General features: G+C 58.9%; 23 protein-coding genes. 10 read left to right on the forward strand and 13 right to left on the reverse strand.

Annotation, left to right across the window (positions count from 1 at the left end; genetic code table 11):
• Positions 1 to 79: 79 nt before the first annotated feature.
• Together AB3X95_RS18755 and AB3X95_RS18760 are read right to left on the reverse strand one after the other, a co-directional pair.
• The gene (locus AB3X95_RS18755; RefSeq protein WP_368622173.1) at positions 80 to 1258 is read right to left on the reverse strand and encodes a hypothetical protein; all 1179 of its coding nucleotides are present in this window, start codon (positions 1256 to 1258) and stop codon (positions 80 to 82) included.
• 584 nt (positions 1259 to 1842) lie between these two features.
• Positions 1843 to 3468, reverse strand: coding sequence for a hypothetical protein (locus tag AB3X95_RS18760; RefSeq protein WP_368622174.1), 1626 nt, complete (start codon positions 3466 to 3468; stop codon positions 1843 to 1845).
• An 823-nt stretch (positions 3469 to 4291) separates the two neighbouring features.
• Here AB3X95_RS18760 and AB3X95_RS18765 point away from each other — a divergent pair.
• On the forward strand, positions 4292 to 5062 hold the full coding sequence (locus AB3X95_RS18765; protein WP_368622175.1) for a hypothetical protein: 771 nt from the start codon (positions 4292 to 4294) through the stop codon (positions 5060 to 5062).
• Positions 5063 to 5152: 90 nt separating this feature from the next.
• Positions 5153 to 5404 carry a hypothetical protein gene (locus AB3X95_RS18770; protein ID WP_368622176.1) on the forward strand — a complete coding sequence of 84 codons (252 nt, stop codon included), beginning with the start codon at positions 5153 to 5155 and terminating at the stop codon, positions 5402 to 5404.
• A 56-nt stretch (positions 5405 to 5460) separates the two neighbouring features.
• Here the strand turns inward: AB3X95_RS18770 and AB3X95_RS18775 are convergent, their stop codons facing one another.
• From AB3X95_RS18775 to AB3X95_RS18790, 4 genes are all read right to left on the reverse strand, one after another.
• Positions 5461 to 6147 (reverse strand): response regulator, encoded by a 687-nt coding sequence (locus AB3X95_RS18775; protein WP_368622177.1) that lies wholly within the window; start codon positions 6145 to 6147, stop codon positions 5461 to 5463.
• A gap of 87 nt (positions 6148 to 6234) precedes the next feature.
• Entirely contained in the window at positions 6235 to 7353 is a 1119-nt protein-coding gene (locus AB3X95_RS18780; RefSeq protein ID WP_368622178.1) for an FAD-dependent oxidoreductase, read from the reverse strand.
• Positions 7350 to 9371, reverse strand: a complete 2022-nt coding sequence (locus tag AB3X95_RS18785) for a LodA/GoxA family CTQ-dependent oxidase (protein ID WP_368622179.1) — start codon at positions 9369 to 9371, stop codon at positions 7350 to 7352. The genes AB3X95_RS18780 and AB3X95_RS18785 overlap by 4 nt, the downstream gene beginning before the upstream one ends.
• A 59-nt stretch (positions 9372 to 9430) precedes the next feature.
• Entirely contained in the window at positions 9431 to 10468 is a 1038-nt protein-coding gene (locus AB3X95_RS18790; RefSeq protein ID WP_368622180.1) for a cupin domain-containing protein, read from the reverse strand.
• Between the two features lie 725 nt (positions 10469 to 11193).
• On the opposite strand from AB3X95_RS18790, the gene AB3X95_RS18795 reads away from it, so the two are divergent.
• Entirely contained in the window at positions 11194 to 12156 is a 963-nt protein-coding gene (locus AB3X95_RS18795; protein WP_368622181.1) for a substrate-binding domain-containing protein, read from the forward strand.
• A 9-nt stretch (positions 12157 to 12165) separates the two neighbouring features.
• Complete coding sequence (locus AB3X95_RS18800) at positions 12166 to 13857, forward strand: hybrid sensor histidine kinase/response regulator (protein ID WP_368622374.1); 1692 nt, start codon at positions 12166 to 12168, stop codon at positions 13855 to 13857.
• Between the two features lie 59 nt (positions 13858 to 13916).
• Here AB3X95_RS18800 and AB3X95_RS18805 read toward each other — a convergent pair whose 3' ends face one another.
• The 4 genes from AB3X95_RS18805 to AB3X95_RS18820 all read right to left on the reverse strand — a co-directional run bounded on the left by AB3X95_RS18805 (position 13917) and on the right by AB3X95_RS18820 (position 16719).
• Positions 13917 to 14354 (reverse strand): hypothetical protein, encoded by a 438-nt coding sequence (locus AB3X95_RS18805; protein ID WP_368622182.1) that lies wholly within the window; start codon positions 14352 to 14354, stop codon positions 13917 to 13919.
• Between the two features lie 356 nt (positions 14355 to 14710).
• Positions 14711 to 14968, reverse strand: a complete 258-nt coding sequence (locus AB3X95_RS18810; RefSeq protein WP_368622183.1) for a hypothetical protein — start codon at positions 14966 to 14968, stop codon at positions 14711 to 14713.
• 179 nt (positions 14969 to 15147) lie between these two features.
• Positions 15148 to 15531, reverse strand: a complete 384-nt coding sequence (locus AB3X95_RS18815; protein WP_368622184.1) for a hypothetical protein — start codon at positions 15529 to 15531, stop codon at positions 15148 to 15150.
• A gap of 324 nt (positions 15532 to 15855) precedes the next feature.
• Entirely contained in the window at positions 15856 to 16719 is an 864-nt protein-coding gene (locus AB3X95_RS18820) for a hypothetical protein (RefSeq protein ID WP_368622185.1), read from the reverse strand.
• A gap of 765 nt (positions 16720 to 17484) precedes the next feature.
• Here AB3X95_RS18820 and AB3X95_RS18825 point away from each other — a divergent pair.
• The 4 genes from AB3X95_RS18825 (at position 17485) to AB3X95_RS18840 (ending at position 21064) form a co-directional block, all read left to right on the forward strand.
• Positions 17485 to 19197, forward strand: a complete 1713-nt coding sequence (locus AB3X95_RS18825; RefSeq protein ID WP_368622186.1) for a phage integrase family protein — start codon at positions 17485 to 17487, stop codon at positions 19195 to 19197.
• Between the two features lie 152 nt (positions 19198 to 19349).
• The gene (locus AB3X95_RS18830; RefSeq protein ID WP_368622187.1) at positions 19350 to 19628 is read left to right on the forward strand and encodes a DUF1488 family protein; all 279 of its coding nucleotides are present in this window, start codon (positions 19350 to 19352) and stop codon (positions 19626 to 19628) included.
• A gap of 359 nt (positions 19629 to 19987) precedes the next feature.
• Positions 19988 to 20485, forward strand: coding sequence for an SET domain-containing protein (locus AB3X95_RS18835; RefSeq protein ID WP_368622375.1), 498 nt, complete (start codon positions 19988 to 19990; stop codon positions 20483 to 20485).
• Between the two features lie 276 nt (positions 20486 to 20761).
• Complete coding sequence (locus AB3X95_RS18840; RefSeq protein WP_368622188.1) at positions 20762 to 21064, forward strand: hypothetical protein; 303 nt, start codon at positions 20762 to 20764, stop codon at positions 21062 to 21064.
• Between the two features lie 3 nt (positions 21065 to 21067).
• Here AB3X95_RS18840 and AB3X95_RS18845 read toward each other — a convergent pair whose 3' ends face one another.
• The 3 genes from AB3X95_RS18845 to AB3X95_RS18855 all read right to left on the reverse strand — a co-directional run bounded on the left by AB3X95_RS18845 (position 21068) and on the right by AB3X95_RS18855 (position 23436).
• Positions 21068 to 21514: a MaoC family dehydratase gene (locus AB3X95_RS18845; RefSeq protein ID WP_368622189.1), complete on the reverse strand. Its 447-nt coding sequence runs from the start codon at positions 21512 to 21514 to the stop codon at positions 21068 to 21070.
• Between the two features lie 177 nt (positions 21515 to 21691).
• Positions 21692 to 23050 (reverse strand): epoxide hydrolase family protein, encoded by a 1359-nt coding sequence (locus tag AB3X95_RS18850; RefSeq protein WP_368622190.1) that lies wholly within the window; start codon positions 23048 to 23050, stop codon positions 21692 to 21694.
• A gap of 134 nt (positions 23051 to 23184) precedes the next feature.
• Positions 23185 to 23436 (reverse strand): hypothetical protein, encoded by a 252-nt coding sequence (locus AB3X95_RS18855; RefSeq protein WP_368622191.1) that lies wholly within the window; start codon positions 23434 to 23436, stop codon positions 23185 to 23187.
• 455 nt (positions 23437 to 23891) lie between these two features.
• On the opposite strand from AB3X95_RS18855, the gene AB3X95_RS18860 reads away from it, so the two are divergent.
• Positions 23892 to 25028: a diguanylate cyclase gene (locus AB3X95_RS18860; protein WP_368622192.1), complete on the forward strand. Its 1137-nt coding sequence runs from the start codon at positions 23892 to 23894 to the stop codon at positions 25026 to 25028.
• A gap of 30 nt (positions 25029 to 25058) precedes the next feature.
• Positions 25059 to 25517, forward strand: coding sequence for a hypothetical protein (locus tag AB3X95_RS18865; protein WP_176366146.1), 459 nt, complete (start codon positions 25059 to 25061; stop codon positions 25515 to 25517).
• Positions 25518 to 25612 lie beyond the last annotated feature (95 nt).

Raw genomic sequence — 25612 nt, forward strand, 5'->3', positions numbered from 1 at the left:
GGAAGGGGCGCACGGGCAATGTCACGTTCGAGCGGCGTTCGGCCAGGATAGCGCGCGCCGGAGATTTATCCGCGTTCTCCTATAAGCCAGTGTTTGCACTCCGCGATGTTGGGGCCACGCCACCGGCTGAAGTCGGCATTCCTGTATCCATGCGAATATCCATTGCCTTCGCCAGTGCCTTGCGCATTGGATCGACTTCGGCACGTAAGGTCTGGAGAGTCCGGATCGCTTCCTCGATGGTCTCGTTCACGCCGATATTCGCGACGCCGGCCGCAGAACCCCGCGATGTGCCCAAGGACGCAATGCGCAAATCATTGCGCTGGCACTCATAGTTCCAACCGCCGTTATTGTGATGGAACATGTACGGTTCGTAGTACGGCAGGCCTGCATCGCGGCCGCCACTTTCTTTCGGCCCTCCTTCGAGGGATCGCCGCGAAGCCGCAGCCTCGGCTGCGGCAGCCTGTTCCTGATAGCCGAGTCGTAGCGTAGTGTCGAGCTGATCTTCGTAGCTATCGACTTCGGGCAACACGGTTGCGATCATCGCGAAGCGTCCGCCGCCCGCTCCCTTGCCTGTCGCTGCGCCCGCCAGCTTGCTCAGTTTGTCTCTGAAAATCCGTTGATTCTCGCCATATTGACTGACAGCATCATTGAAATTCGCGATGGCCTCAGTGAACGCGCGGGACGCCTTCCGGATCTCATTCAGTTCTCCACTGACCTTGTGCTCCGTGTATGCCTGGTTGTACGTCGCGATCTGGCTTTGCAGCCCATTGAGTTCGGCATCGTACACCTGGTCCGTGATCCAGTCGACGACGGGGCCAGCCGATCCGCCGACCTTTTCGGCTCCTTCGACACCCAGCTTCTCGAGGCCCTTACCGGCGTATTCGAGTCCCTTGCCCACGTATTTCTTTATCTTCTCGATTTTGCCCTTCAAATCGCTCAAGGCTTTCGCCTGCTCAGGGTTGTCTTCGACGGAAGGAATACCGCCCTCGAATGTATTAAGAGCGGCGTTGTACCCGTATGCCGCCTGACTCACTTTGCTCTGCGTGCTGCCAACTGCCTGCCCTGATCTCACCATCTCCGTATGTGCATCCTGTGCTTGATTGTGAACGCCGAGAAAACCCGTAGCCCGCTCCAGTTTTTTCATCGCGTCCTGCGCTGCGTCGGTATCGGCGAAGCCAGAAGCCTGGACGATCTGTTCACCGACCTGTCCGGCTGTTGCGTCGCGCGAAACAACGTTGGATACGGTCAGATGATTCACCTGAGCTTTAAGCCGCGCATAGTTGATCTGAGCCTTCCGAAGCGATTACCGAGCGTCCGCTGCATTCCCAGGACCGCATTCGGCGAGACGACGACGGATTCGAAGGACATACCGTCCTTGCCGGTTCCGACGTTAGCCATTGCGCCGCTCAGCGCAGCGGTGGCCCGACGCTCGCGACCAGCTCGCGCCGACGCCGTGTCTGCGGACGGCTCGCTCGTCCTTTTCGGCTTGCTGGTTTCCCGAGCACACGCGCTGTGACTTGTTTCCTGATCAGACTCTCGCATTTGTCCCGCCTCCTGAAAAGACGACGTCCGGCGTTGTCGATGCCATCCCGCCACGGTGACGCCTCTTACTGGCCGCCGCCGCGCACCATGTGCCCGCCCCAGTGAAACGTCGTGAGTGTTGATTTCTTCCGCGCCGTAGTACCGTTCGCACGCGTGGTCGCCTTGCATTGATCACCTTGTCCGCCTTCCAGTAGCTGGCGTACGCGCTGAATAAAGGGATCCCGCTTGTCCATCTGGTATTGCCCCAGTGCGCATCGAAATCGGCCGCGCTGCTTGCGGCTAGTAGACGGGGAATCTCTCTCAAGACCGCGCGGGTTGCGGAGCGCCTCCCGGCTGCGCCGGATCCTCACGCTGTTGCGCGGCCGGATGTAGTTTCTGGCTGATGTCCGAAGGAAACAACGCCTGCACCAAGCGGTCGACGAACTGGAAAAACCTGTCGGAAGCATATCCGGCCACGAACGCGATCGCCAATGGAGACATTTCCCTTCCGCCGTACACCAGTTCGCTGAACAATCCGATGGAGATGCCGACGATAACGGCCGTCGTCACATGTGACCGGTTGGCGACCTTTGAATATTCGGGGTGAAAGAGGCATGCCGCGGTGTCGTCGCGCAACTTGCGGAGAATGGCCGCGGTGGCGCCGAGCCATGCATACAGAATCGGCAGGATGAACCCCGTCGTCATTCCGACGAACGTGAGAATGTTGTCGCGAGCATAGTTCGCCGTCGCGCGAATCTGCTGATAGATGGCGATTTTTTGAAAGCCCTGTTTCACCGTATCGTCGGGAATCATCCGGTTCTTTTTATCCGGCGCAATGCCAATGTCGAACAGCGGCAAATCGATTTCCAGCGCGTGACGTATGGAGTCGGTCGTGCATTCCCAATCGGCGGCGGGAGGCGGATCAGGCCAGATCAGACGGAATCCGTACTTCACGCCGTTGGAGAAGGTGAATCCTTCATCGGGCACGTCGGCGATCTCCGCCTTGTCGCAATCCTTCGCATATTGGCTTGGCACAATGCCCCAGTTGACGCCCCATTGCTTTCCAAATAATTCAAAGATTCGTTTCCCTATCGAATTTGGCATCCAGAAGAAAAGCCCGCTGATGGTTTTCGTTCGTTCGATGTCGGAATAGAGCTGACGGTTGTTGGTCGCGAACTTCTGCAGCGTATCTTTGATTGCAACGGCTTCCGGTGAATTCTGCATCTGCGCCAGCACGTCCCCGGACGGATGCTCATTCGCCTTCGTGAGTGCGGCGGCGTACGCCTGCAACTGGTTGTGCATCATAAGGGCGATCGGATCGTTCTTCTGGATCCCATCCTGAATGTCGTCCGATATCTGCCTGATGGCGAACAGCAGGCAAGATAAAACCAGTACGAAGAGCGTGAGCGCCGCCGCGGAGATCGAGTAGTTTCTGGTTGCTCTGCGCGCGCCTTTGCGCGCTTGCGCGCCTACAGTCTCCCCGACGACGGGCGCGACCGCATGCGTAATCCGGCTCATCGCATCGTAGAACGGTACCTCGACCGTGGCGGACCAGGTGAAGTCTTTCTGTGCCTGGCGTGCGACGGACAGCGCCTCAATATCGGGCCTTGAGATCGGCTTTCCGGTGAGTCCCGCGTGCGACACGACATCCGCACAATGCCTCAGATCATCCGCGACTCTCGCGTTCGGATAAGGCGCGTGCGCCACGATATGCGCCATCGCGTTGTAGAAGGCAGCTTCTGTTCCCGGGCTAACCTTGGCGGCTTCCAGTTCCGCACGCGCGGTCTTGACGGCGCGGAGCATGAATTCAGGAATTCGCACGCCAGTGCGCGCTGCGAGCGAGATGCACATCTCGCAGCGGGCGATGTCATTCTTCAAATTCGAGCCAGGCGTCTCGCCGTCTGGCGCGTCGCCGATCTTTCCTTCCACTGAAGACGCAGAGCTCATACGAACCTCCACTGCCGAGATTCAATTGCCTCAAACCCGCGTGACCGCGGTCTTTTCGTGAACGGCCCACACCGTCTTCGCTGGTTCGCGACTGGGAAACAGTCACGGTCACCCTCGTGAGAAACGGAGTGCACACGTGGAGCGTACAGCCATAAAAACGAAAGAGAGGCCTGCTTTTTTTAGTCAGTCGGCTGTTTTAGCGGATCGGTGCATCAGCGTCTGCCCCCGGATTGTCGTTCAAGTATGCCGGGAAGCACGAGAGGCTCAGGATTCTTCACGGGTGCGATGCCCAGCCACACGGGCACTGGCACGGGCTCGCTTGTGCGCGCCATCGAACGTGCACCGGTCAGACTGTCCAGCCGCCCGCATACCGGTGCGGCCTACCACGTTGGAACTAGTCCCGGACGGACGGCGGAATTTTCGCCCACGCACTTCATGGCGCGCCATTGCGCGGTCATGCATGAGCGGCTTAGGCCGCCCGGTGTAATTCGCTCAGCCAATTCGCGCTCGATGGGTTCAGGCGCCCCCTCTTCTACACCACGATCAGCCCTCAGCGATATCGGATGTAGTTCGTCCGGCCGATTGGCGCGCGTTTTCCGGAGTTCTACTCTGCAAGCGTCTCGAACGGTGCGCTGACTCTATCGTGCCTCCGTGTCGGAACGTACGGCTTGCCATCGGTCCGCAACCGATATGCAGGCTGAACACAAATGGATCGACTCAAACAGGGCAACGTCATGACCTTCCTTACACAGTTCCGTATCACCCAGTTGTTTGCCGACAGGCGTTGCACCCGTCAACGCGATCTTGCTTGCCGGAGAACGCCATGGCCACATTGAGCTACCCGGACGGCGCCGGGATCGATGATGACGCCGCGACACTTACCGATCTCTGGCATCGGCGCACCAGCCTTTCCGGCATGGAGATGGGCTGCATCTACACCCTCATACGGCGTGCGTTGCGTGGATATCACCCGTCCGAATTGCGGGCGCTCCCCGAAGACAAAGACGAACTCATCGCCCAGTTCATCTTTTCGCGCGTGCTGAGACTGGATGCCGATCAGGACGTACCGTATGAGCCTACGATGAGCGCCCCCTTCAACGCCTACGCGATCTGCGCTTATTTCCGGCGTTACCTGATTGACTGTCTACGCAGTGCGAGACACCGGCGCAACATCTCGATCGAGATCGAAGGCGTTTCCGCCGAACTCGATACCCATGCGCTATCGCTCGCCGATCCGGTCGAATCAGTTCTTGCGGAGTACGGACTCAATGAATCGCGAACGCGGCAGGCAGCTCGCGCATTCTTCTTCTCACTAGATCAAGCGGACCGACTCATTCTTGTGGCCAGCCTGGGGGCATATTGCGGCGTCAAAGGGGGGCTCAAGGCCATCGCGGATCAGTATCGCCTGCCGTCCTATCACTATCACGCGCGAAAGCTCGGCGTGACGATGAAGAAGTCGGCGAGTCCCGATGACTTCGCCAATACAAAAATCGGCAGCTGGATGAGAGATACGTTAGGCATCGAGATCGTTTCCGAGAACCGGCCCGTCATTCTGATCGTCCTGAATCTGCTTGCACTCGATGCGCACGAGTGACACGCAACGTCGCCGCAACTGGATGTGCGCGGCGTTTGGGAGCGTGTAACGGGCCTCTCGCGGCCCACCATACCGAAAACGAGGCTTCGGATGAAAACCGTTGAAGAGCAGTCCCTGCGCTATCAGGTCGACAAATGGCTCGCGCCGACGACGACGCGAAGCGTGCATGTCGTCCGCTTCAGCCGAACGCGTGCGGACAGAAGGCGCTATGTGTGTGTCGAATCCAGTCATCCGATGAACTCGCATGTGCTCTTCTTCTTTCGACATGACGACGGCTGCTGGAGAGTCTTTCCCGTGCTACCGGACAGGCCGCAGTTCAATGTAGAGCGTCGTGCAGCATGAGTGAACACGAAAGCGCCTCGGGTCGACTGGCTTCGCCCCGTCATGCAGCGGACGAGTCAGCCAGCCCGGCTCGACCTGAAGGTGATGCCAAGCTGACTCACCGCGACCACAGCCTGCGTTCTATTCGCGACATGAAGTGCGCGAAGCACGGAAGCGATATGCACCTTCGCCGTTCCTTCCGCCAAGCCCAATTCCCGGCAAATCAGCTTGGTCGGCTTGCCTTGGACGAGCAATTCGAGCACTTGCATCTGTCGTTCGGTAAGGGCCTTATCCGGCAAACGAAGCGCAGGGGATGCCGCATCGGGTTCGCCGTTGTCTCCTCTTGCAGGTGGTGGTCTCGCGCCGGGGGCCGCGAGTGCCGCGGGCGGAATGTAGACACCGTTGGCAAGGACGAGCCGCAACGCGCTCATCATCACACGGCTTGTAGATGACTTGGGTATGAAACCCATCGCCCCTGCGTCCAATGCCTCGATGATCGTAGCCCGATCGTCACGACCCGACAGGACAACGACGGGCAGGCCTGCATATTCGGCGCGGAACTGACGTAATGCCTCCATGCCCGATACGTCCGGTAGCGACAAATCGAGCAGAACCATGTCCAGATCGGTTCTCTGCCGCGCAAGCCTGAACGCCTGTTCGCAGTCTTCAGCTTCGACGACTTCGGTACCCGCATCAAGTTGCATCAAGACGAGCCGCAGGCCCTCCCGGAACAGCGCGTGATCGTCGACCAGCATAATCTTCATTGCCGTTCCTTCGCTTATTCCTGTTTGGGACGCGAAACCTGTAGCCATTTATCGGTTCGCGCCACCAAGACATCCTTGCCATTCTCCTCAATGCCGGCGCTGCCAGAAAAGTGACGCTGGCCAGCGCATTTCGCGACCATAATAGTATGCGCGCATCCCGAGATATGCTGAAAAACGCTGTTCCACCCGCGCAGCGTAGTGAGCGAGCGCACCGGCGTCCCCACCGAGGCTGGATTCTATCGCTGCTGCGGCGTCGAGGCCGGACTGCAACGCCTTCAATACGCCCGACGACGAAAGTGGGTCGTAGGCACAAGCCGAATCGCCTACCCTCAGCCATCGCTCGCCGTGAATCGACGTGTGGCGATAGGTGCTCGCCGCCAGGAGGTGAAGACTTTCCACATCGGAGGGTATTCCGACCTGCCCGCACGTATGAGGCGCCTCGTTCAGCCGGGCGACAAAAAAGCGCAAGAGATCGTGACAATGACGCTTCAATTGATCGCCGTCCGTCATATAGGTGACGACTCGTCGGTTTCCCGGCAACAGGGCGGTATACCACCAGCCCTCGCAAACCGCTTCCAGGAGGGTGCGCGCATTGCTTTGCCCGCACGGCGGGATGACGAAGCCGACCAGTCCAACAAGCTTGTCATAAACAATGCGGCGCTGCCGTCCCGGCAACGGCGAAGCGCCCCGCCCCGTGGCGTCGACGACGAAACGACTCCGCAGAGTGATGGGCCTGTCACCCACGCGCTGCGCCTCGATCTCGACACCGCTGGCGTCTGCTCTGCAATGTCGCGCGGTACTGGCCAGCAACACGTGTACCCCCGCGTCCGCGGCGCGACGCGCCAACATGGCATCGAAGCGACAGCGATCCAGATGCCAACCGTGGCCGTATGGATTGAAGATGAAATCGTTCTGGTAAAGACCTTCCTCTCCCCATACAGAGGCTATTCCGCTGCTGGGCAAATGGGTGTCGTTCTCGAAGCGTTGCAGCGAATCCAGCGCGGCGAGAGGAACACGGCCTTCTGGCGGCAATGTTTCGCCAATACGGGGCGTGTCGTAGCAGGACCGTTCGAGCACCATAACGGTCAGACCGCGTCGCGCCAATGCAATTGCCGTAGCGCATCCCGCTGGGCCGCCCCCCATGACGACGACGTCCAGTGTGCGCGGCACAGGACATTCACGAGACGCAACGTGAGTCGCTTTCATGGCGAACGGGAAACGATCGTATCGTCGCGTTTGTTCTCGGCGCGTTTGGTGCGCAGCGATTGAGGCCGGTCAAGCAGGCTTTTGCCATCTGCTGGCTCGTCTTTCCGTTGGTTCGGGTCGTCTCGTGCGCTCATCTCGCGTCGTTCGACTCGCTCCTGCTCGACATAGATCGTGCCGCCGGTGATTTCGCCCTTATCGTCCTTTTCAATATCTTCTGCCGTGGCCGGGATTGTCCAACCGTCCGCTTTTGTCAGCCGCATCGCCTTCACGATACCCAGACTCGACCACTTGTTTAGCATGTCCTGACTGTCGTTGATACCGAAATGCCACAGTTCCATTTCTTCCGATAACACGTCTGCCGGTCGATCCAGATTCTGGTCGCCGCGACGCAGCACCAGCACTTTGTCAGGATGGGTGGCAGGCCACCAGGTTGCGTCCCCGCCCATCCGACACGCGTAGAAGTCAGCCTGCCATGGCACCGCGAGTCCCTCGGTGATCCGGCCTGCTCCCATGTCGTCAGCCGGCTGCTTCTCCTGTGCGGAATCTGCGCACCATAATTCCGAATCGGGATCGATTCGGCATAGCCCCATATAGAGACGTTTGTCCTTCATGATGCGCGACGCTTCCATTCCCGGGAAAAACGGGCCACCCGAGCACGCTTGCAGCGCAATCCGGTCGAGCGCTTCACATTCGAACTCCTCAACCTTCTCGCGATGGCCGGTAAATGTTCCATTGGCCCAGTTGCGCATGTGCCGATACTGAATCGGAGTGAGAGCAAGTACTTCCGACGCATCGTTCGACTTCGCGAGCTTATTGTCGTCGTCGTGCAGCCTCGGCATCGCGACCTCACGTGGCGGCACGCTACTGTCAGGACCTCGCAAGTGAGCAAAAAGCATTTGCCGGTATCGAATCGCCTTTTCCAACACACTGCCCGGCGCGGGCGCATCATTGGAAGGCTTGGCGAGCGCGGCAAACAGACTCGAGGTTTCATCGCTCCACGAGCCGTGCTTGTCCGGCACTTCGGAACGCATCACGCCCGCAAATACCCACCGATACCCTCTTGCGCGCCTGAGAATAGGCAACACGTCGCGATAAAAGTTGGTTTCGCCTGGTTTCGGTAGCGCCAGCCCGCTCTTGTCCGTCCACGCCTGATAACAGATGTCATACAGCGTGACAAAGCTGCTGATGTCCGGAGCATAGTCAGGCGGCGCGACGATGACCCAGGACGGCTCGGCGTCGATCCACGCATCGCCGTCATTCACGCGGATTGCCGCGGTCACCGGCCCATCCGACGTATCGTCGCACCAGCCATCGTTGTCCGCAGCGTTATTGAGCAACGCGGGCGGTGATAATGCAAAAAACGACTCGCCTTTACCACCCACTACCAACAGCCGGCCGTCGGAATCCGTGTGGATTTCACCAAGCATCACCAATCTGTCCTGAAACGTCCCGGGATCGAATGACGCATCGAGGGGCTCGGCCTTGCCGGGTCCGACGTTCAGGCTGCAAGGAGGAGGAGCGATGATCAGTTTGTCGCGATCCCAATCCGGATTGCGAAGCATCTCTTTCGAGGACGATTTGTCCGTGTTTTCACGTTCAAACCGGGCGGCGGCTCCTTTGCGGTTTCTCAGTCGCACGGTCCATTTGATTTCCTGTACCTGTGCGCCACAGCGGACTTCTTCAGCCTGCTTTAGCACGCCTTTACTGTCGCGCAAGCATTTGTATATCCTGAAGCGCGCAGCCTGGCGTTTGAGCATTCCCTGGTCGTCACGATACATGAAGGGCTGAGAAGGCTCGACTGTTGTATCGTATTCAAAAGATGATCGCGTCACCCACAAGCCATCCGGTCCCACCCGGTCGGGCTCCGGTTCCGGTTCTGGCCTCGGCTCCGGTTCTGGCCTCGGCTCCGGTTCCGGTCCAACGAAGTACCGCTCCGAATTTCCCAGCCGGGCGATCCCGATTGACGGATGGATCTCGTAGGTAACCTTCGTGCCCGCGTCCGCTTTTTCGTCTATCACTGAAGTCTCCTCAATGAAAGGGCAGGAATTCTTGCGTCGAAACGACACGGTGCGAAAACTTACTTTCCTTTGGGTGCATCCAGGCTGCTACCAGGGGAATCATCTTCCAGAACGTGCAGAATCGGATGCGGCGTCTGCAGCGCAAGTATGACGAGATCTTCGTTACCTGAAACCCCGTACCAATGTAGTGCACCTTTCGGAACGAGCACGAGATCGCCTTCCATCAGTTCATTTTCCTCGAGGGCGTCGTTCCACTTGGCAAATCCGGCCTCGACAGGGTTGAGCGATGGCCTGACTGTCATGTTGGCGCACCCTTGCCAGCATAGAACGAGTTCAACGCTCTTCGGATGAAAGTGCTCAGGATTCTCCTGCCCAGGCACGAACGTATAGGCCGTGAAATGGAAGGCGGGCTTGGCAAAATCCGTTGCTCCACCCGCGACGAGTCCCTCCTTGCCCCAGATCTTCGACCTGACGCATATCAGTTTGGGATCGAGTTCAAAGCCGAGATAGTCGAGGATCTTTCGTTTGTACGACGTCAGCGTATCGCTGCTCAACACCTGGGGATAGCCTTGCGGAAATGCTTCGCCTTCCCCGTATGATTTACCGCTGTGCGGAACGCCGTGGTTATCCGAAATGCGAACCAGCAGAAGAACAAGTTTTTCCACTGGCCACACTTGCGGACTTTGCCCCGCTCTCGGAAACGGATGCTGAACGCTCTTCCGTTCTTCGTCGAGAGCCGTGAAACTGCGCAACGCATACTTTGGCAGAACCAAAGTGTCACCCGGCTCGATATGAATGCCGTTCGAATCCGCTGCGTCGACTATGCAAGGATCCCAGCCCGGTCCGTCCGCCCGCTGCAACGCGACGGAAACCGTCCCGCGGCCGCGCCAGCAAATCACGAGTTCGACCTGATCGGTGTAGTAATGGGGAAGAGTTTGCTTGCCGGGCGCGATCGACAGGACTTCTACGGTCGGAGACGGATCGCTCATGTTCGCCCACGCGATCGGCATGCGTTGGAAACCTGGACCTTCCGCTACACGAACATTGGCGACAAAATCCCTTAAATGCTTAATATTGACCTGTCCAAAGTTGATCACGGCTTTTCCTCCGAGGCGTCAATCAGGAAAATGAGTCCCCCCGGACTTGCTTTCAGCCGCTTATCGATAACTAATAGTTGACAAATATTGTAGAAACTCGAATTCGCAAGTCAACTGAGATACCGATTATTTATTCACGCGGCAGTAGCGTCAGACTTTCAGGAGTTGTCCCTGTAGCTCAGGACACCCGGATATCGCCAGGTTAAGAGGCCAGTTCAAAAACCCCGGGGATATTTGCCTTCTCAGCAACCTGTTAACCCAGGGCACCTGAACAACGGAATCCCAAGGATGAAAACGCCGGTCATTGAACACGAATTGCGAACATTGATCGAACCATAACTGCCACGACCGAGGCCTCGGGGAAAGAGCGATCCCGGTCGCCCGCGTGGCGATCCTGTTGTGCTGTGCATCGGCGACGGTGCTCCGGCGCGCTCAGAATCTGGATGTTAGACCTATTAATCAGGTTTGGTGATAGCCAAAAGACTGCTCGCCATTTTGGAGAGTCATCGTGCCCCAAGATACGTGGGGCCGCTCCACTTTCTTTCAGCCGCGATCGCCGAGGTAAGCACACGAGATGCGTTCCGCGCACTTCATTTCGCTGGACAAACCACGCTGTAGTCAACGAAAGCGAAATTGTCCACCCCGCACGTCGTCCTAGTCCGGAAGGCTTATTTTCCATTTTCAAATGCGCAACTAGACTACAAAACGAACCGGGGACTGGAACGTTGGCAATTCGTTATGGAACGGCCGGAACGCATGAAGACGTCGAAACAGGGAGAAAGGAAATGCGGGAAAAGCGGAATATGAAAATGCGCGGGCGCAGCCTGCTTGTTCGGACAGGAGTCACATGCGCTCTGCTCGCCTCCTCGCTTGCCGCAGCGGAAGAGATCAAGATCGGCGGCGCGGGCCCCGCCATGGGAACCATGCGTCTGCTCGCTGAACGCTACAACCAGACGCACGACGAGCCGAAAATAACGGTGCTGGCCGCGAGCTTAGGTTCTGCCGGCGGAATCCGGGCTGCAACCGAGGGCGCGATTGACATCGGTGTAAGCAGCGTACCGTTGACCGAAACCGAGCACAACAAGGGAGCGATGGAAACGGAAGTCGCTCGTACACCGTTCGTCTTTGTGGTCGGCATGAGCACACCCGTCAGTGGATTGAGTACCCGTCAGCTGCAGGATATCTATTGGGATACTTTCCAGAACAAGGACCCTGATTGGTCAAGCTACGTAGATCGAAATCTTCTCCAGCATGACGGGCCTCTTCCTCGAATTCGAATCATCATGCGGCCGAGCAATGAATCGGACAATGCGATCATCAAGAAGATCTCCCCCGAAATCGACCAGGCGATGACGGCGCTAGAGACGCGACCCGGCATGATTGTCAAGTCGACTGCTCAGGAGAACGCGGGAGCGATCGAGGAGATCCCCGGCGCGTTTGGCACCTCGACCCTGAGCCTCATCGTGACGGAACATCGCAGGATCAGGCCGCTGGCAATCAACGGCGTCGAGCCTTCGCCGCAATCCGTTGCAGATGGCCGCTATCCATATTACAAGTCTGTTTTCCTTATCACCGGCTCCAGGTCTTCCTCCGCAGCGCAGACGTTCATCGCATTCGTCAAATCGAAAGACGGCCGGGAGATTCTTGCGGAAACCGGGCATACCGTGGTCGACAGGCCAAAGCAGTAGTCATTGAACATGGTCCGAAACGAGGTCGCCGTCACCGTAACCAGGATTGCTACCATCGTTGCCCTCATTTTGACGGTGGCTCTCCCGTGGGGCTATTTCCGGGTCGCGTACGGCGCGCTTGAGAGTCAAACCGAAACGGAAGCCGAGATACGCGCTGGACTTTTGAGTCAGTTCATCGGCGCGAACCCGGAGTTGTGGACGTTTTATGAGCACAGTCTGCACGAAGCGCTTTCTCGCGACCCGCCGCTGCGGCCGGAACAATTCAACCAGATCCTGAACTTGAAGCATGAAACCGTGGCAAGCATAGGGAAACCTCCCCCATGGCCACGAATCGAGCATACAGTCGAACTCTACGATGCAGGCAAGGTCACGGGCTATCTTGAAGTGACTCGCTCGATGCGCACCGTGGTTCGCGATACGATCATCGTCGCACTGCTCGGCTTATTGATGGGCGCGGCCGTATTCTTCGTCCTGCGCGTGCTTCCCCTCAGAGCGTTGCAGCACGTAACGGAAGCGCTGGAGGAGGAGATCAAACAACACGTCGAGGCCAGGCGGGAAGCGGAGACCGCGAACCGGGCCAAATCACAGTTTCTCGCAGCAGCCAGTCACGACTTGCGCCAACCGCTGCACGCACTCGGCCTGTTTGCTGCGGGACTCACCTCTGTCGTCCGGGAGCCATCCGTGCTTGGGATCGTCGCCAAGATCAATGACTGCACCGAATCACTGGAAGAACTGTTCAACGAGCTATTGGATATATCGAAGCTTGATGCGGGGGTTGTCCAGCCAGTTTCGAGCTACTTTCCGATCGACGCGTTGTTTTCCAAATTGCGCGTTGAGTATGAGCCGATGGCAATCGAAAAAGGACTGTCCCTGAAGATCATGACAAGCAAGGCGCAGGTCTTCAGCGACTCAATCCTTCTTGAGCAAATTCTCAGCAACCTGATAGCGAATGCAATTCGCTACACCCCGAGCGGCGGACGCGTACTTGTAGGTTGCCGACGCCGCGCGCAAAAGCTTCGCGTGCAGGTCTGGGATACGGGGATCGGAATTCCGGCACACCAGACTGAAAAAATCTTCGAAGAGTTTTATCAGCTCAGCAACCCGGAACGTGACCGCAGGAAAGGTCTGGGCCTGGGCCTCGCGATTGTGAAACGCACGGCCAAGCTGTTGGGATTCGACGTGCAACTGGCTTCGAAGCCGGGACGGGGTTCCGTCTTCAGCTTCGACATACCGATCGGCTACACTCCACCATCCGTCCCAAAACACAGCATTCCTCAAGGCGATTTTTCGACTGACGCCGTGAAGGGAAGCCTGATCGCTGTCGTAGATGACGAACCGGAAATACTCGACGCCACGTATACCCTGTTGTCGCAGTGGGGTTGCGAAACTGTCTGTGCGGCAACACTCGAGGAAGCTACGCAACGGCTCAGTCGCCATTCTCGACGGCCAGACGCTTTCCTCGTCGACTATCGACTGCGCGAGGGTGTGTCAGGAATTAGTGTCATCCAGAACCTGCAGGCACGGTTCGGAAGTGATATACCTGCTGTTCTGATCACCGGTGAGACAGCGCCCGACAGTCTGAGAGAAGTGAATGAAAGTGGCTATCAACAAATCCATAAACCACTTCCCCCTGCCAGACTCTATGAATTGTTGAGTGTCCTCATCACATCTCAACAAGACGAACAGAGCCGCCCGTCATAGCGACCTGCTCCGTGTAATGCGTGTGAGATCTTATGCAACTCGTGAAATGTGAACAGAGCCTAGATCAAGAGGCAGTAGGTCACCGGAGTGCCGTCGTTGAGTTGCCCGCGGATAAAGATTTCGCGTGTCAGGTTTGACGGAGTTAGCAGCGATACCAACTGACCAATGAGAAACACCCCGATAGCAACCGGCGCTGATACTGCGGCTCCGAACGCAGCCACCGCTAGTCCCTCGATCGATTTCAGACCTACCTCCGTGGCAAGCTCGCCGAACAGGTGCGATGCTTCATCGTTGGAAGGGTCAGCGTTGTTTACCACCACATAAAATCCGTTATCAAGCTTTGAAGACACCTGCACCTCAGCATCGTCGTGGATCGTCACGGTCTCGCCGGTATTCAGACCAACCGCCCCGCTTGGCACCGGCACATCGAACCCGTCCGGAGACTGAACCGTACGAACACCACAGACGTTAGAAGATGAATCAGACATCGCATCCATATGAACGCCTCCCGATTGCAATCGTTTTCAGTGTGTCGACTTAAAGAATCGGCTGTAGCTCGGGACTTCATTTCACCTTCCCAGCCGCACCGCGAAAAAATCCGCTGACGCCCACCGCATTCGCGAACGTCGTAGTCTCGCATCTGGCATGCGAATCGGTGCTCCGTTGCCATCACACTTCAAATATCGTTGCAATCTTTCAGCGTGTCACTCCGTGTAAAAATAACCTTCTACGCAACGTGGTCCCATTCAGATTGGGATCGCGCCGACGTAGTTCTTCCCGCAAACCCGTGGGCCAGTATTGCTTCTATCCCCGGTACACGAGTTGACTTCCGGTTTGAAAGACCCTTTGACACTCACCCGAGCGTGCACTCATCGCCATCGTGAATATCGCTCTGCTGCTTGTTGCTGTTGACGCTGCCGTCGCTGCTAGCGAACACCCAGTGTGACGAGCCAGTAGCGTCCGAATCCGCCGCGATTTCAATACCGATGCTCTCGTCTATGTTGATTGGCGCGTTATTGGCCACTTGTTGGCCCGTCCGATCGTCCCACGCGTTGACGGTAACATCCGTCATCTGGTTGTTACGCAGACTAAAGTGAATTGTGCTCGCCATGACTGATCCTCGAAACAATGTTTGCACGGTGGCCGTCCAATCGGCGACTTGCGCGATGTGGCGGTTCGCTCGCGCTACGAACGTCGTGTCGGCATTCGCGAAGCACTCTTTAACCTGATTGCAGCTTTAATTTCTAACGAGTGCTTCAGCGTACGGTCGACGCTTTCTGAAACAGCAACTTAAGCGTTGACCGTCCCTCCGAGATCGACACCTTGACTGTTTAGTTGAGCTGCCACGAAATCCGGAACCGCGTTGCTGGCGAAAAGTCCCTTTAGATCGTCGAATGCTACCGAACCCAGGCAGGCAATGCACGCGCTGACGTAGACTCCAACCGCGACCGCCGCCACCTCACCGAGCGTTGCCAGAACCCCTTCGTCGACCCCTGTGACTGCACCAGCAGCCAATAACGCACCGATGGTCAGTTCTGCCTCACCGCCAGAATTTTCCCAGGCATCATGAAGTTTGTGCAAAACCTCAAGTGCCTCGTTTGCGTCCTCGACGGCTGGAACAGGATATCCACTGCCTTGCATGCACTGGGACCAACGATCAGAAAATGAACTCATCTCTACCTCCAATTTTCCTATGTTGCAATGAGTCACGCTGCGCGTGGCAGATTGACGGTATTAGACTGCAGAAGTACTCAACGTCTGTATTTCCATATTATTTAGGAATACGATGTTGAAGACGATGGAAAATACCTGATCGTCCTTACGTTAACGATTGACGAATCGACATTTTTAACAGTGCGGACGTGCTGGTTTACGAATCAAATGGCGAGCTTTTCTCGCACGCAACGTTATTTTGAAATACGACGTTATTGAATACTTTCTTCACGCGACGAACCGTACGCTGCGCATGTCACGGCACATACCGTGTGATAGATGCGATCAAAGCGATGGATCCAGTGGCGTGATGCGGGCGAGCATCAGCGAATATTCCTCCGCGGCAATCTGCCGGAATTTCATGTCGATTACCGCCATCCGCTGCTCGTCGACGATATCCGGAAAGAGCCGTTGCGCGGCATCCTTCAGCACGATGTCTGGACGCGCGACGCACGGCAGATCGTTCGACGCCGTCGAATCCAGCGCCTTCACAAGCAGATAGACGGGCACGACATCCGCGAGGCCGATGGGAATCAGCTTCGTCGCCGCATCGCCGAAATGGCGCCGCACGATCGCCTGCGAGCCGAGGCGCAGCATGTAGCGGATCGGCATCCCCGTACGGATTGAGAGCAACACCGGATCAACTGCGGCCACCTGTTCGACCGAGTTCAGGCCCTCGGCCTCAAATGTCGCTACGATCGGCAACGTCACGCCTTCGAGTGTGAGCAGCTTGTCGGGCGCGTTCTCCTTCTTCTCCGTTTCGGTGATCTGTGGAAAGCCGAAGCGGCGTACCAGCTTGAGCAACGCATCGACCGGAAAGGTACCCAGCGCGAAGGCCATTGCGGCTCGCGCGCCATCGGATTGCGTAACGTTGTTGATGATCAGCGCGAGTGGGATCGCGAGAAAAATGCGCAGCGCGTACCAGTAGACGTCGGCGACATTGAGTGACTTGCGGCGGATGGAGAGCACGGAATCGCTCACGACGAACATGAACGAACCCGCGAACGACGCCATCAGCACGCGCTGGCTGATGCCGTAGATGCAGCCGGCTGTCTCGCTCGCGGCACACGGTCGCCCATCGAAAAAGCTCGTGCCGACGAGCCCCGCCGCAGCATAGACAACCACGTGCAGGATAAACACGGCGGGCACAAACGGCACCAGGCCATATTGTTCGTGATGGATGCGAGCGAACAGGCGTTCGCAGATGTCGAGGCGCTCGTCGGCCATGCGCTGCCATTGCGCTGCAGCGGGCGCGGCGCAGGCGGAGACGCCTGCAAGGCGCCGCCATCCTCCAGGGCGTAGATGAGGCGCTGCGACCAGAAGTGTTGCAGATACGCCGAAAGCGCGCTGCCTTTCAGGCTGTTTTGGAACTCCCGATAGCGCGTGAACCAGACCAGGCTCAAAAAGACAATGAGCGGCGTGCCGGAGATCACGGTCGTAAGCGCCCCCAGCGAGACGACGAGCCTGAGCGACGCGCCTGTAGCATTCACGACGTAATGCATGAATGCCGCGCCGCCAACGTTGATGCCGATGAGGCCCGTGCTCAGCATGACCGCGCGGCTCGAGCCGGTGAGGTGGCGTTCGACGAGCGGGCTGGGTTTGCGCGAGGTCGATGAGGCTGGCAATGACAGTGTTGCAGTGGACATGGTACGGCTTGACTTCGGATCGCGCGCGAACGAAAGCAGCGGCGGCGCGCGGATGCGGGTGCGCCGGTCACCCGACCAGCTTGTCGTCTTGCGCCCCGCGCTCAGTCCATGCCGCGACCGGTACTCCATCGCGATATGCTGTGGTCGCACAAGGTTGATTACAAAATGAGTTGAGCGCCAGTTTTTCGCAAAAATTCGACATTCAACGTCGCCATCAAGATAATCCTTCTTATCAGAAGGTGTCTGTTTTTACGCTAAACTAGGCGTTATGACAATCCACCTCACCCGGACCGCCGCCCCGGCCTCCGCTGACCCGCCCGGTTTCCCCGATGCCGATGAACTTGCCGTGCTGCGTGCGTGGTATGCGGGACTGTCCGTGCGCGAGGCGGTCGAGCGCTACCAGCCCGCCGCGCTGGGCGACGGCAGGTCGGCCCGGGGCGTGCTCGGGCGCCTCCGGCGCCGGCTGCAGGCCATCGCGCGCACCGCGCATCGTGACGATCTGGCTGCCCTCCTCGATCATCCCGCGGACGATCGCGCACGGCACGCAAAGGCGGTCGCGCACGCCATCGAATTGCTGCGCACCGCGCGGGCGCCCGAACCTCAGATCACCGATGACGTCACGCAATGGTTCGCTGCGCGCTCGGTGCGCGTACTGCATGCCCACAACATCCGCACGCTCGCGGATCTGACCGTGCGCGTGCCGCGCCGCCGCCAGTGGTGGAAAGCGGTACCCGGCCTCGGCGCAGCCGGCGCCCGCGCCATCGAGCAGTTCTTCGCGGAATGGCCGGCCCTCACCGAAAAGGCACGGGCGCTGATCATCGCGAGCCGCCAGGGCGAACTCGTGCCGTGGGAATCGCTGCAGGTCCCGCATGAAGTCGATGGCTCCGAGGGGACCTTCCGCGCACCGAAGGCCACCTGCGCGCTCGACGCGTCCAACGACTACGAAGCGGTGCAGACCTGGCTTGCCCTGCACGAATCCCCGGCCACCCAGCGCACCTACCGCAAGGAAGCCGAGCGCCTGATCCTGTGGGCGATTGTCGAGCGCGGCCGCGCGCTGTCCTCACTCACGACGGAAGACGCGATTGCGTATCGCGCGTTCCTGCGCCACCCGTCGCCGCGCGCCCGCTGGGTCGGACCGGTCCGCCCGCGCACCTCGACGGACTGGCGGCCGTTCAACGGCAGCCTGTCGGCCCGCTCGGTCGCGCATGCGCTGTCGATCCTGGGCGCGCTGTTCCGCTGGCTGATCGAGCAACGTTACGTGCTCGCCAATCCGTTCGCGGGCGTGAAGGTGCGCGAGGCCAGCGGCGCGAACGTGCTCGATACATCACATGCGTTCAGCGAAGGCGAATGGGCGCTCGTGCGCACGATCGCCGATGGACTCGAATGGTCGCATGGCTGGTCCGCCCCGGCCGCCCAGCGGCTGCGCTTCCTGCTCGACTTCGGCTACGCGACGGGGCTGCGTGCGAGCGAACTGGTCGACGCCTCGCTCGGACACATTGAGACCGATGCACGAGACGACCACTGGTTGCGCGTGACGGGTAAAGGAAAGAAGCTCGCGCGCGTCGCGCTGCCGCCGCTGGCGTGGGACGCCCTCGTACGTTATCTCGCCGAACGCGAATTGCCGATCCTGCCGGTTCGCTGGCGGCCGGAAACGCCGGTCATCGGCAGCCTCGAGGCGGACAGCAAGGCGTCCATCAGCAGCGTGCGGCTCTGGAGTGTGCTCAGGCGCTTCTTCCTGCTCGCCGCTGAGACTATAGAAGCTGATCATCCGCCACTGGCAGAGAAGCTTCGTCGCGCGTCTCCGCACTGGATGCGTCACACCCACGCGACCCATGCGCTCGGGCGTGGCGCAGAACTGACCACCGTGCGGGACAATCTGCGGCACGCTTCCGTGTCGACGACGTCGATCTACCTGCATAGCGATGAGGTGAAGCGCGCACGACAGATCGGGGATGCTTTTTCTAATGACAGACGCCGGTAGTCAGGGCGCATCCGGCGTTGAGAACCACTGGCTTCCACGCAGTCCGAAGCGGCTCGCCAAGACCTGCAACCCGCCCACTGTGCCCGCACCCGAAATGCATAACCTGTGCAAAAATCATCGTGACCTGATCCGAAGCGCCGTCCTTGCCGCCCATGGAAACTGCTGAAACCGTCGAACTTGCCCCACAGGTGCTCGCCAATCGCGTGGGCGTGGCATTTTCTCTCGTCTTCCAGAACCGCCCGGTCGAATGCATGATCACGATCACGGCGCTGGAAGCGTATTTCTGGCTCGACCCACGCGCAGGCGACGAGCGCATCCTCAAGACCTTTCGCGATGGCTACGGCCGCATTCGGGCGATAGCCGAACGGAAGCTGCTCGCCCATCCCGCGGCACGACTCGAGCTGACGCAGGCAGATTTCTCGCGCCACTGAGACGCCAGTTTTTGTCTGTGGTGCATCCTTCAGCTCACATTGCAGAACCGACTCCGACAGCGCGCGTGCAACCAGGCCGCAGTCGATTGAGTGACATGTTCAAGGCTCGCAGGTGAAGGCGCCTTGATGGACCCGTACTAGTCGACGCTAATCACGTGGATTCCGCCGCGACGGCAACCCGGCCTAGTCACCTTTTGTCAGCTGGTTTTGGGGCGAAGCCCGAGTGCGAGTGCCGATGACTCTGACTGTTAGTTGCGCTTCTGAAACGAAGACGTTGAACGGCAGTGACCGTGGCGATATGCTCGCAACGCCCCAACACCTCACACACAACGACCGACGCACCCGAAGGAAGCAACACCATGCGATTACGACGCATCACCGCACGACGTTCTCCCGTACATGGCATGGGACTGTTCGCGCTACAGCCGATTGCGCCGGGCGAACGGGTCATCGAATATAAGGGCGAATTGACCAGCTGGCGGCGTGCCGCCGCGCGCCAACGCTCCGAGGCTGGCCACACGTTCGTGTTCGGTTTGTCTGATGGCCGTGTGATCGACCGCAGCCGGGGTGGCAACAGCGCGCGCTTTCTGAACCACGCCTGCGCCCCTAACTGCGAAGCAATCGAGACGGGCGAGCGGGTGTTCATTCATGCGCTCGCCGCCATCGCACCCGGCGACGAGCTCTTCATCGACTATGGTCTGTCTGTCGACGGTGCGGTCACCGATGAAATCCGTGCCCAGTACATCTGTCATTGCGGCGCATCGGGATGCCGCCGAACCATGCTGGGCAGCAATGCTGCGTCGGCATCATCCTGCTGCCGCGCAGACGACCCAATACGCGATGTCTCCGGCGTCTGACACAGACACAGCGCGCCCCGATATCCGAGCATGGCCTCCTGGCGGCACAGGTGGGCGCCCGATTGCGATAGTTTGACGCATCGCCGATCTGCAGGCGCCCTCCCCTCCGACGTGATGTCTATGGATCAGCTGTGCAGCTTCAAGGGCGGCTACCCGAGACGTTACGGTCATCCAACCCCGGGTTTGAAGGAGCAGAGTTCGGCCTTATGTGAAGCTTTACATAAGGCCGAATTCTGTGCGTAGCTCCTCCGTCAGGTCTCTGAGTACAGCAGCCATATGCCGAGCAAGCTGACCGGCAAGTGCTCGACCATACCTGACCTTCAGGTATCGCATCCGTCCGGCGGCAACGAGTCGGCGAAACCCTGTCATCGTTCGACAACGCACACTACCCTCGCACAGACATTCCGCCGGACTTATGCGCTTGGTCTGTCGAACGCGTATTACCGGCTGCTCGATAAACTCGGTGCCGTCAGGGGTGTGCCCACGCCGGCGTCTGTCTGGATTGTCTTGAATGGGCCAGCCCTGATTGAACCCAAACTGCAAGGTGGCGCGGCGAAACAAGTGGCCATCCGCGATTAAGCTTCAGGGCCGTTTAAAAACCAGAAGGCGCATTTCCACTCGCTGACAAAGCTCACCTTGCTGGTTCATCGTGTCGCTGCGGACTGTCGCGATGCCGCGGTCGGGTTTGGAACGCGACGGCGCGATCTCCAGGACGGTGCTGACGACGTGCAGGACATCGTTCGGGCGAGTGGGTCTTGGCCACGCGATTTCGCCGCTCGCACCAATAATGCCACCCGCAATCGGCAGGCTCTGAACGAGAAGTTTCATGCTGATCGCTGCCGTGTGCCAGCCGCTCGCTGCAAGCCCCGCAAAGAAGGAGCGTTGAGCCGCTTCCTCGTCCAGATGGAAAGGTTGGGGATCGAACTGTCGCGCGAAGGCGTGTATCTGGTCGACATCGAGTTTATGCTCCGCGCTTTTGTACACCGCACCCACGGCGAGATCTTCCAGATACAGAGTCTCTGATTTCATGCGTTACTCCTGAAACGTTTTATTCGCTGATATTGGCTCTTCGAACGCCCCTTCTGTGGTGATGTTCGACCTTGATGGTGCTATCCCTATCCGAAGGATAGTCTTGCGCGGAGAATCCGAGAGTGGCCCGGGGGCCTCGCCGCTAGCGACTTCGAAGCCGGTCGCACTGCCTGCCCATTAGCTGCGCAGCGGCCGCAGACCCGCCCGAACTTCCTGCGCGAGTAGCAGGGGCTCCTCCCAGGCGGCGAAATGGCCGCCCCGTTCAGGCCGGTTGTAATAGATGAGGTCGTGGTAAGCCTGCTCTGTCCAACTGAGCGGCGCCTGATAGTTCTCCCCGGGAAACGCGCTGACGGCAGCCGGCACGGAAACATTCGCTGCAACGAGGTAGTTGAAGTGGGCCGTTTCCCAATAGAATCGGGCCGCCGACACGCCCGTGTTGGTCAGCCAGTAAAGCGCGATGTTGTCGAGGACGTCGTCGCGTGTGATGGCACCGGCTGAATGCCCGTTGACCGTGCGCCCTAGCACGGCCGAGGTGATCGGTGCCGCCGGCTGGCCATAAGCATCGCCGTGATCGAGCAGCGAGACTGCCAGCGCAATCGGAGAATCGGCCAGTCCATAGAGGCTTTGCGGACGAGTCGCCATCTCGAACGCGTAGGCGCGGCGCTTCTTGAAATTGACGCTCAATTGCTCATACGCGAGCCTTTCGTCGGACGATAGCCCTGCCGGTGACGGGTTCCCGCCCTGGATCGCCGTGAGGATATCCGGCGGAACTGCCGCCGGGAAATTGACATGGATGCCCAGCAATCCAGGCGGCGCCTGTTTGGCCGTCACATTCGACACGATACCTCCCAGATCACCGCCCTGTGACGCAAATTTCGTATAGCCAAGACGCTGCATGAGCGTGACCCATGCGCGCGCGGTACGCTCCGGCCCCCAGCCGGTCGTCGTAGGCTTGCCTGAGAAACCATAGCCCGGCAACGACGGAACGACCAGATGGAAGGCGTCGGATGGGCTCGCGCCATAGGCGGTGGGATTGACGAGCGGATCGATGATCTTGATCTGCTCGATGATCGAACCGGGCCACCCGTGCGATACGATCAGCGGCAATGCATTCTCATGCTTCGAGCGCACGTGCATGAAATGAATGTCGAGCCCGTCGATCTCAGTGACGAACTGCGGCAGAGCGTTCAGGGTCGCTTCGCACTTGCGCCAGTCGTAGTCGGTCGCCCAATGGTGCGCGAGGCCCTGAAGCGTCGCGAGTGGCACGCCTTGCGAGTCGTCATCGACGGTTTCGCGCTCCGGCCATCGGGTGGCCCTGATGCGTCTTCTCAGATCTACGAGCAGCGACACGGGAACCTGCACGCGAAGGCGGCGAATTGCGTCCGTGCCGCTGCCCGTCTGCGGTTGGACATCGGTAATACCGCGGTTCGTGTGCGCAGATACAAGTGGGCTCAGAGATTGCGCGGCTACGGCTGCCGCGGCGAGGCTCACGAATTGCCGGCGGGATGTCGATTGAGGGATAAGCTTGTCTGTCATGCGAACTCCAGTTGACGATGAGCCTGGCGGCTGGCGCGCAAGGCACAAAAGGGAGAACCGGCGTTGACCCCTGTGGGAGTTTCGACACGCCTAGTCCATGCGGCGCATCACCAAGGCGCGACGAACAGCCAGCCTCACGTGCCGAACCGCGCAGCCACACGTAACAGCATGGCCGCAACCATGGCCATGCCCGGGGCGAGATAGCTGGCATGGAGATGGACACGGGTAAAGAAAGAGCCCGCAAAAATGATGGCGAGTATCCACACGCCCAGCAGATGCAGCTTTTTCCAGTTTTCCGGGCCGATAAGGCGCGCCGGCGTCGCGAACGACGTAGCCGTGAGCAGCAGAATCATCAGATAGCCGATGAAGCCCGGTATGTTGGTCACTGTCGTACGGCCTGCCCAGAATGCTTCGGGTGCCGTACCGACGTAGGCGACGAGTGCTACATGGTGATGGACGACTTTGACCGTTAGTTGCACTTAAGCGGGAGACATTGAGGGACTGCGACTGCGGCGAGATGCTCGCAACACCCCGACACTTCGCACGCAGGCTCACCGTAAGACTGACGGGAAGGACAGGCCGCCTGTCAAACGGCAATGCACAACTTCCACGCAACTTGTCGTGCATTCACCTCTCGAAGGTAGCGGCATCACCTTCTTTCGCAAACGATTGAGGTGAGCTGGAAAGGTCCAGTTCAATGACAAGCAAACCGTTTGGTGGATCTTTTCTTGTCAGCACACTCCTACAGCCACAAATATTTCGTATGTAGAAGCTTCACGGCGACTGCATAAATTATCTTAAGATAGATTCCAACGGCGGGTCTCAGTCGTGGAGACCCCAAGTGAACAAATACGAAGTTTTGCCGAGACGGCAGTTATTGGACTCTAGCGGGGTGGTTGGGATGGCCGAGGCGGATCTTCATTCGTGGCGCGAGCAAGCGATGTTGCGTGTGTTTCCGAAGAACCCCGAGAAGGAACAAGCGATATTGCGCATGGTTTTTGGAACTGTGGTTCTGCTCGCGTACCTGGCTTTCACCTTGTTTTGTCATTCGACAGTCGCCTACTCAACGATGGTGACGGTCGCGATTTACGTGGTGTTCGGTATCGTGACGTACGTCGCCACGAAGGTCGGACCAGCGCGCTCACACCTCAGGTTAACTCTCACCACGGTTGTCGACCAGGCAACGGTGACGACAGCTCTGGCAATTGGCGGCAGGGCCGCGCTTCCGCTGCTCTGGGTGGTTTTTTGGTTACTGGTGGGTGCCGGCTGCCGTTACGGCCGACGAATGCTGGCGCTGTCATGTGCGGTGGCGCTCGCTGGATTCGTAAGCCTGATGTATTGGCAACCGTGGTGGCGGACAAACATCGAGGCCGGACTGGGTTTGACGTTTAGCGTTGCAGCAATATCCCTCTACCTGGCGGTGCTGGTGTATCGACTCGAAAAGCGGGCTGCGACTGACCCCCTGACGGGGCTAAGCAATCGCCTCCGACTTGAGCAGGTGATTGGGCGAACGCTGACCGGTCGCGGTACCGAAGTCGGTCAGACTGCCTTGTTCCTGATAGACCTGGACGGTTTCAAAGAAGTGAACGACGCACACGGACATGCGGTAGGTGACGAATTGCTGCGGAGTTTTGCCATGGCCCTGGTAAGCCGGATGCGCCGCGGTGACACGCTCGCACGATTGGGCGGAGATGAATTCGTAGTCCTTGCACACCACGTATACGACCAGGAAGGCGCGCTCAGAATTGCCGATAGTATTCACGTCATCCTGAGCAACGTGCGAACCGCTGGCGGACATCCGACTGCCGTTTCGGCCAGCATTGGAGTGTGCATGCTGCTGACGGAAGGCACCGGAGGCAGTTCTCTCGACGCCCAAACATTGATGCGTGCCGCGGATAGCGCAATGTACCGGGCGAAAACGCGGGGTAAGGGGCAGACAGAGTTTGCCGACGCAACCGACATGCAGCCGCTATGCTGAACGACCGCTTCGGGCAATTCCCAAGGGCCGATGACGGTCCGAAAATGTGAGTTCGGTGAAGCTAACGCGGGTCTCCGTCAACCTGAATCCCACTGGAAAGTGTATCTGCCGGTGACGGAGCTGTCGTCCGTGATGATGGTGGCCGCCATCATCGCGGCCGAGAAGCGCCGCCATGTTTGTGCTACACCAATTTGGTACGTCCGGGCGTTGTTTAGCCTCGCACTGGTTGGCGTCTACGTCATCTATATGGCGGTGACTTGCCGTGCATCGGAACAACCGCTCCTGGGAAGGCATGGAACGGAGGCGCTGGTTGCCATGTTCCTTTCCCGAACGGGCCTGCCAACCAATCTTGCGACCATTACCCTCCAACTGGCGATTGGTCTGGCGCTTCCTGTCGGCGGGGCTAAAGGATTTATTCGCGGTGTTGAAGGCAGTCGCACCGCTGATCACGATGGTTTCTGCTCGACAGGTTTCAGGTTCATCGTCTAGGTTTCCGTTAGAGCGGCAGATGCGTTCGGTTCTCGACGCGACGTACCGATGCACACGTAAAGGCACAAATGATTCGCGCACGCCGGCCGCGGCGC

This window comes from Paraburkholderia sp. BR13444 (assembly GCF_040948755.1).
In the GTDB taxonomy this organism is placed as follows: Bacteria; Pseudomonadota; Gammaproteobacteria; order Burkholderiales; family Burkholderiaceae; genus Paraburkholderia; species Paraburkholderia youngii.

Excerpts from the sequence above, each read along its gene's own strand:
- AB3X95_RS18810 (WP_368622183.1), bottom strand. The coding sequence starts at position 14,968 with ATGGCGAGCACAATTCACTTTAGTCTGCGTAACAACCAGATGACGGAT.
- AB3X95_RS18815 (WP_368622184.1), bottom strand. The coding sequence starts at position 15,531 with ATGAGTTCATTTTCTGATCGTTGGTCCCAGTGCATGCAAGGCAGTGGA.
- AB3X95_RS18865 (WP_176366146.1), top strand. The coding sequence starts at position 25,059 with ATGACGGTCCGAAAATGTGAGTTCGGTGAAGCTAACGCGGGTCTCCGT.
- AB3X95_RS18825 (WP_368622186.1), top strand. The coding sequence starts at position 17,485 with ATGACAATCCACCTCACCCGGACCGCCGCCCCGGCCTCCGCTGACCCG.
- AB3X95_RS18835 (WP_368622375.1), top strand. The coding sequence starts at position 19,988 with ATGCGATTACGACGCATCACCGCACGACGTTCTCCCGTACATGGCATG.
- AB3X95_RS18765 (WP_368622175.1), top strand. The coding sequence starts at position 4,292 with ATGGCCACATTGAGCTACCCGGACGGCGCCGGGATCGATGATGACGCC.
- AB3X95_RS18780 (WP_368622178.1), bottom strand. The coding sequence starts at position 7,353 with ATGAAAGCGACTCACGTTGCGTCTCGTGAATGTCCTGTGCCGCGCACA.
- AB3X95_RS18840 (WP_368622188.1), top strand. The coding sequence starts at position 20,762 with ATGCCGAGCAAGCTGACCGGCAAGTGCTCGACCATACCTGACCTTCAG.
- AB3X95_RS18775 (WP_368622177.1), bottom strand. The coding sequence starts at position 6,147 with ATGAAGATTATGCTGGTCGACGATCACGCGCTGTTCCGGGAGGGCCTG.
- AB3X95_RS18800 (WP_368622374.1), top strand. The coding sequence starts at position 12,166 with ATGGTCCGAAACGAGGTCGCCGTCACCGTAACCAGGATTGCTACCATC.
- AB3X95_RS18770 (WP_368622176.1), top strand. The coding sequence starts at position 5,153 with ATGAAAACCGTTGAAGAGCAGTCCCTGCGCTATCAGGTCGACAAATGG.
- AB3X95_RS18850 (WP_368622190.1), bottom strand. The coding sequence starts at position 23,050 with ATGACAGACAAGCTTATCCCTCAATCGACATCCCGCCGGCAATTCGTG.
- AB3X95_RS18805 (WP_368622182.1), bottom strand. The coding sequence starts at position 14,354 with ATGGATGCGATGTCTGATTCATCTTCTAACGTCTGTGGTGTTCGTACG.
- AB3X95_RS18760 (WP_368622174.1), bottom strand. The coding sequence starts at position 3,468 with ATGAGCTCTGCGTCTTCAGTGGAAGGAAAGATCGGCGACGCGCCAGAC.
- AB3X95_RS18845 (WP_368622189.1), bottom strand. The coding sequence starts at position 21,514 with ATGAAATCAGAGACTCTGTATCTGGAAGATCTCGCCGTGGGTGCGGTG.
- AB3X95_RS18830 (WP_368622187.1), top strand. The coding sequence starts at position 19,350 with ATGGAAACTGCTGAAACCGTCGAACTTGCCCCACAGGTGCTCGCCAAT.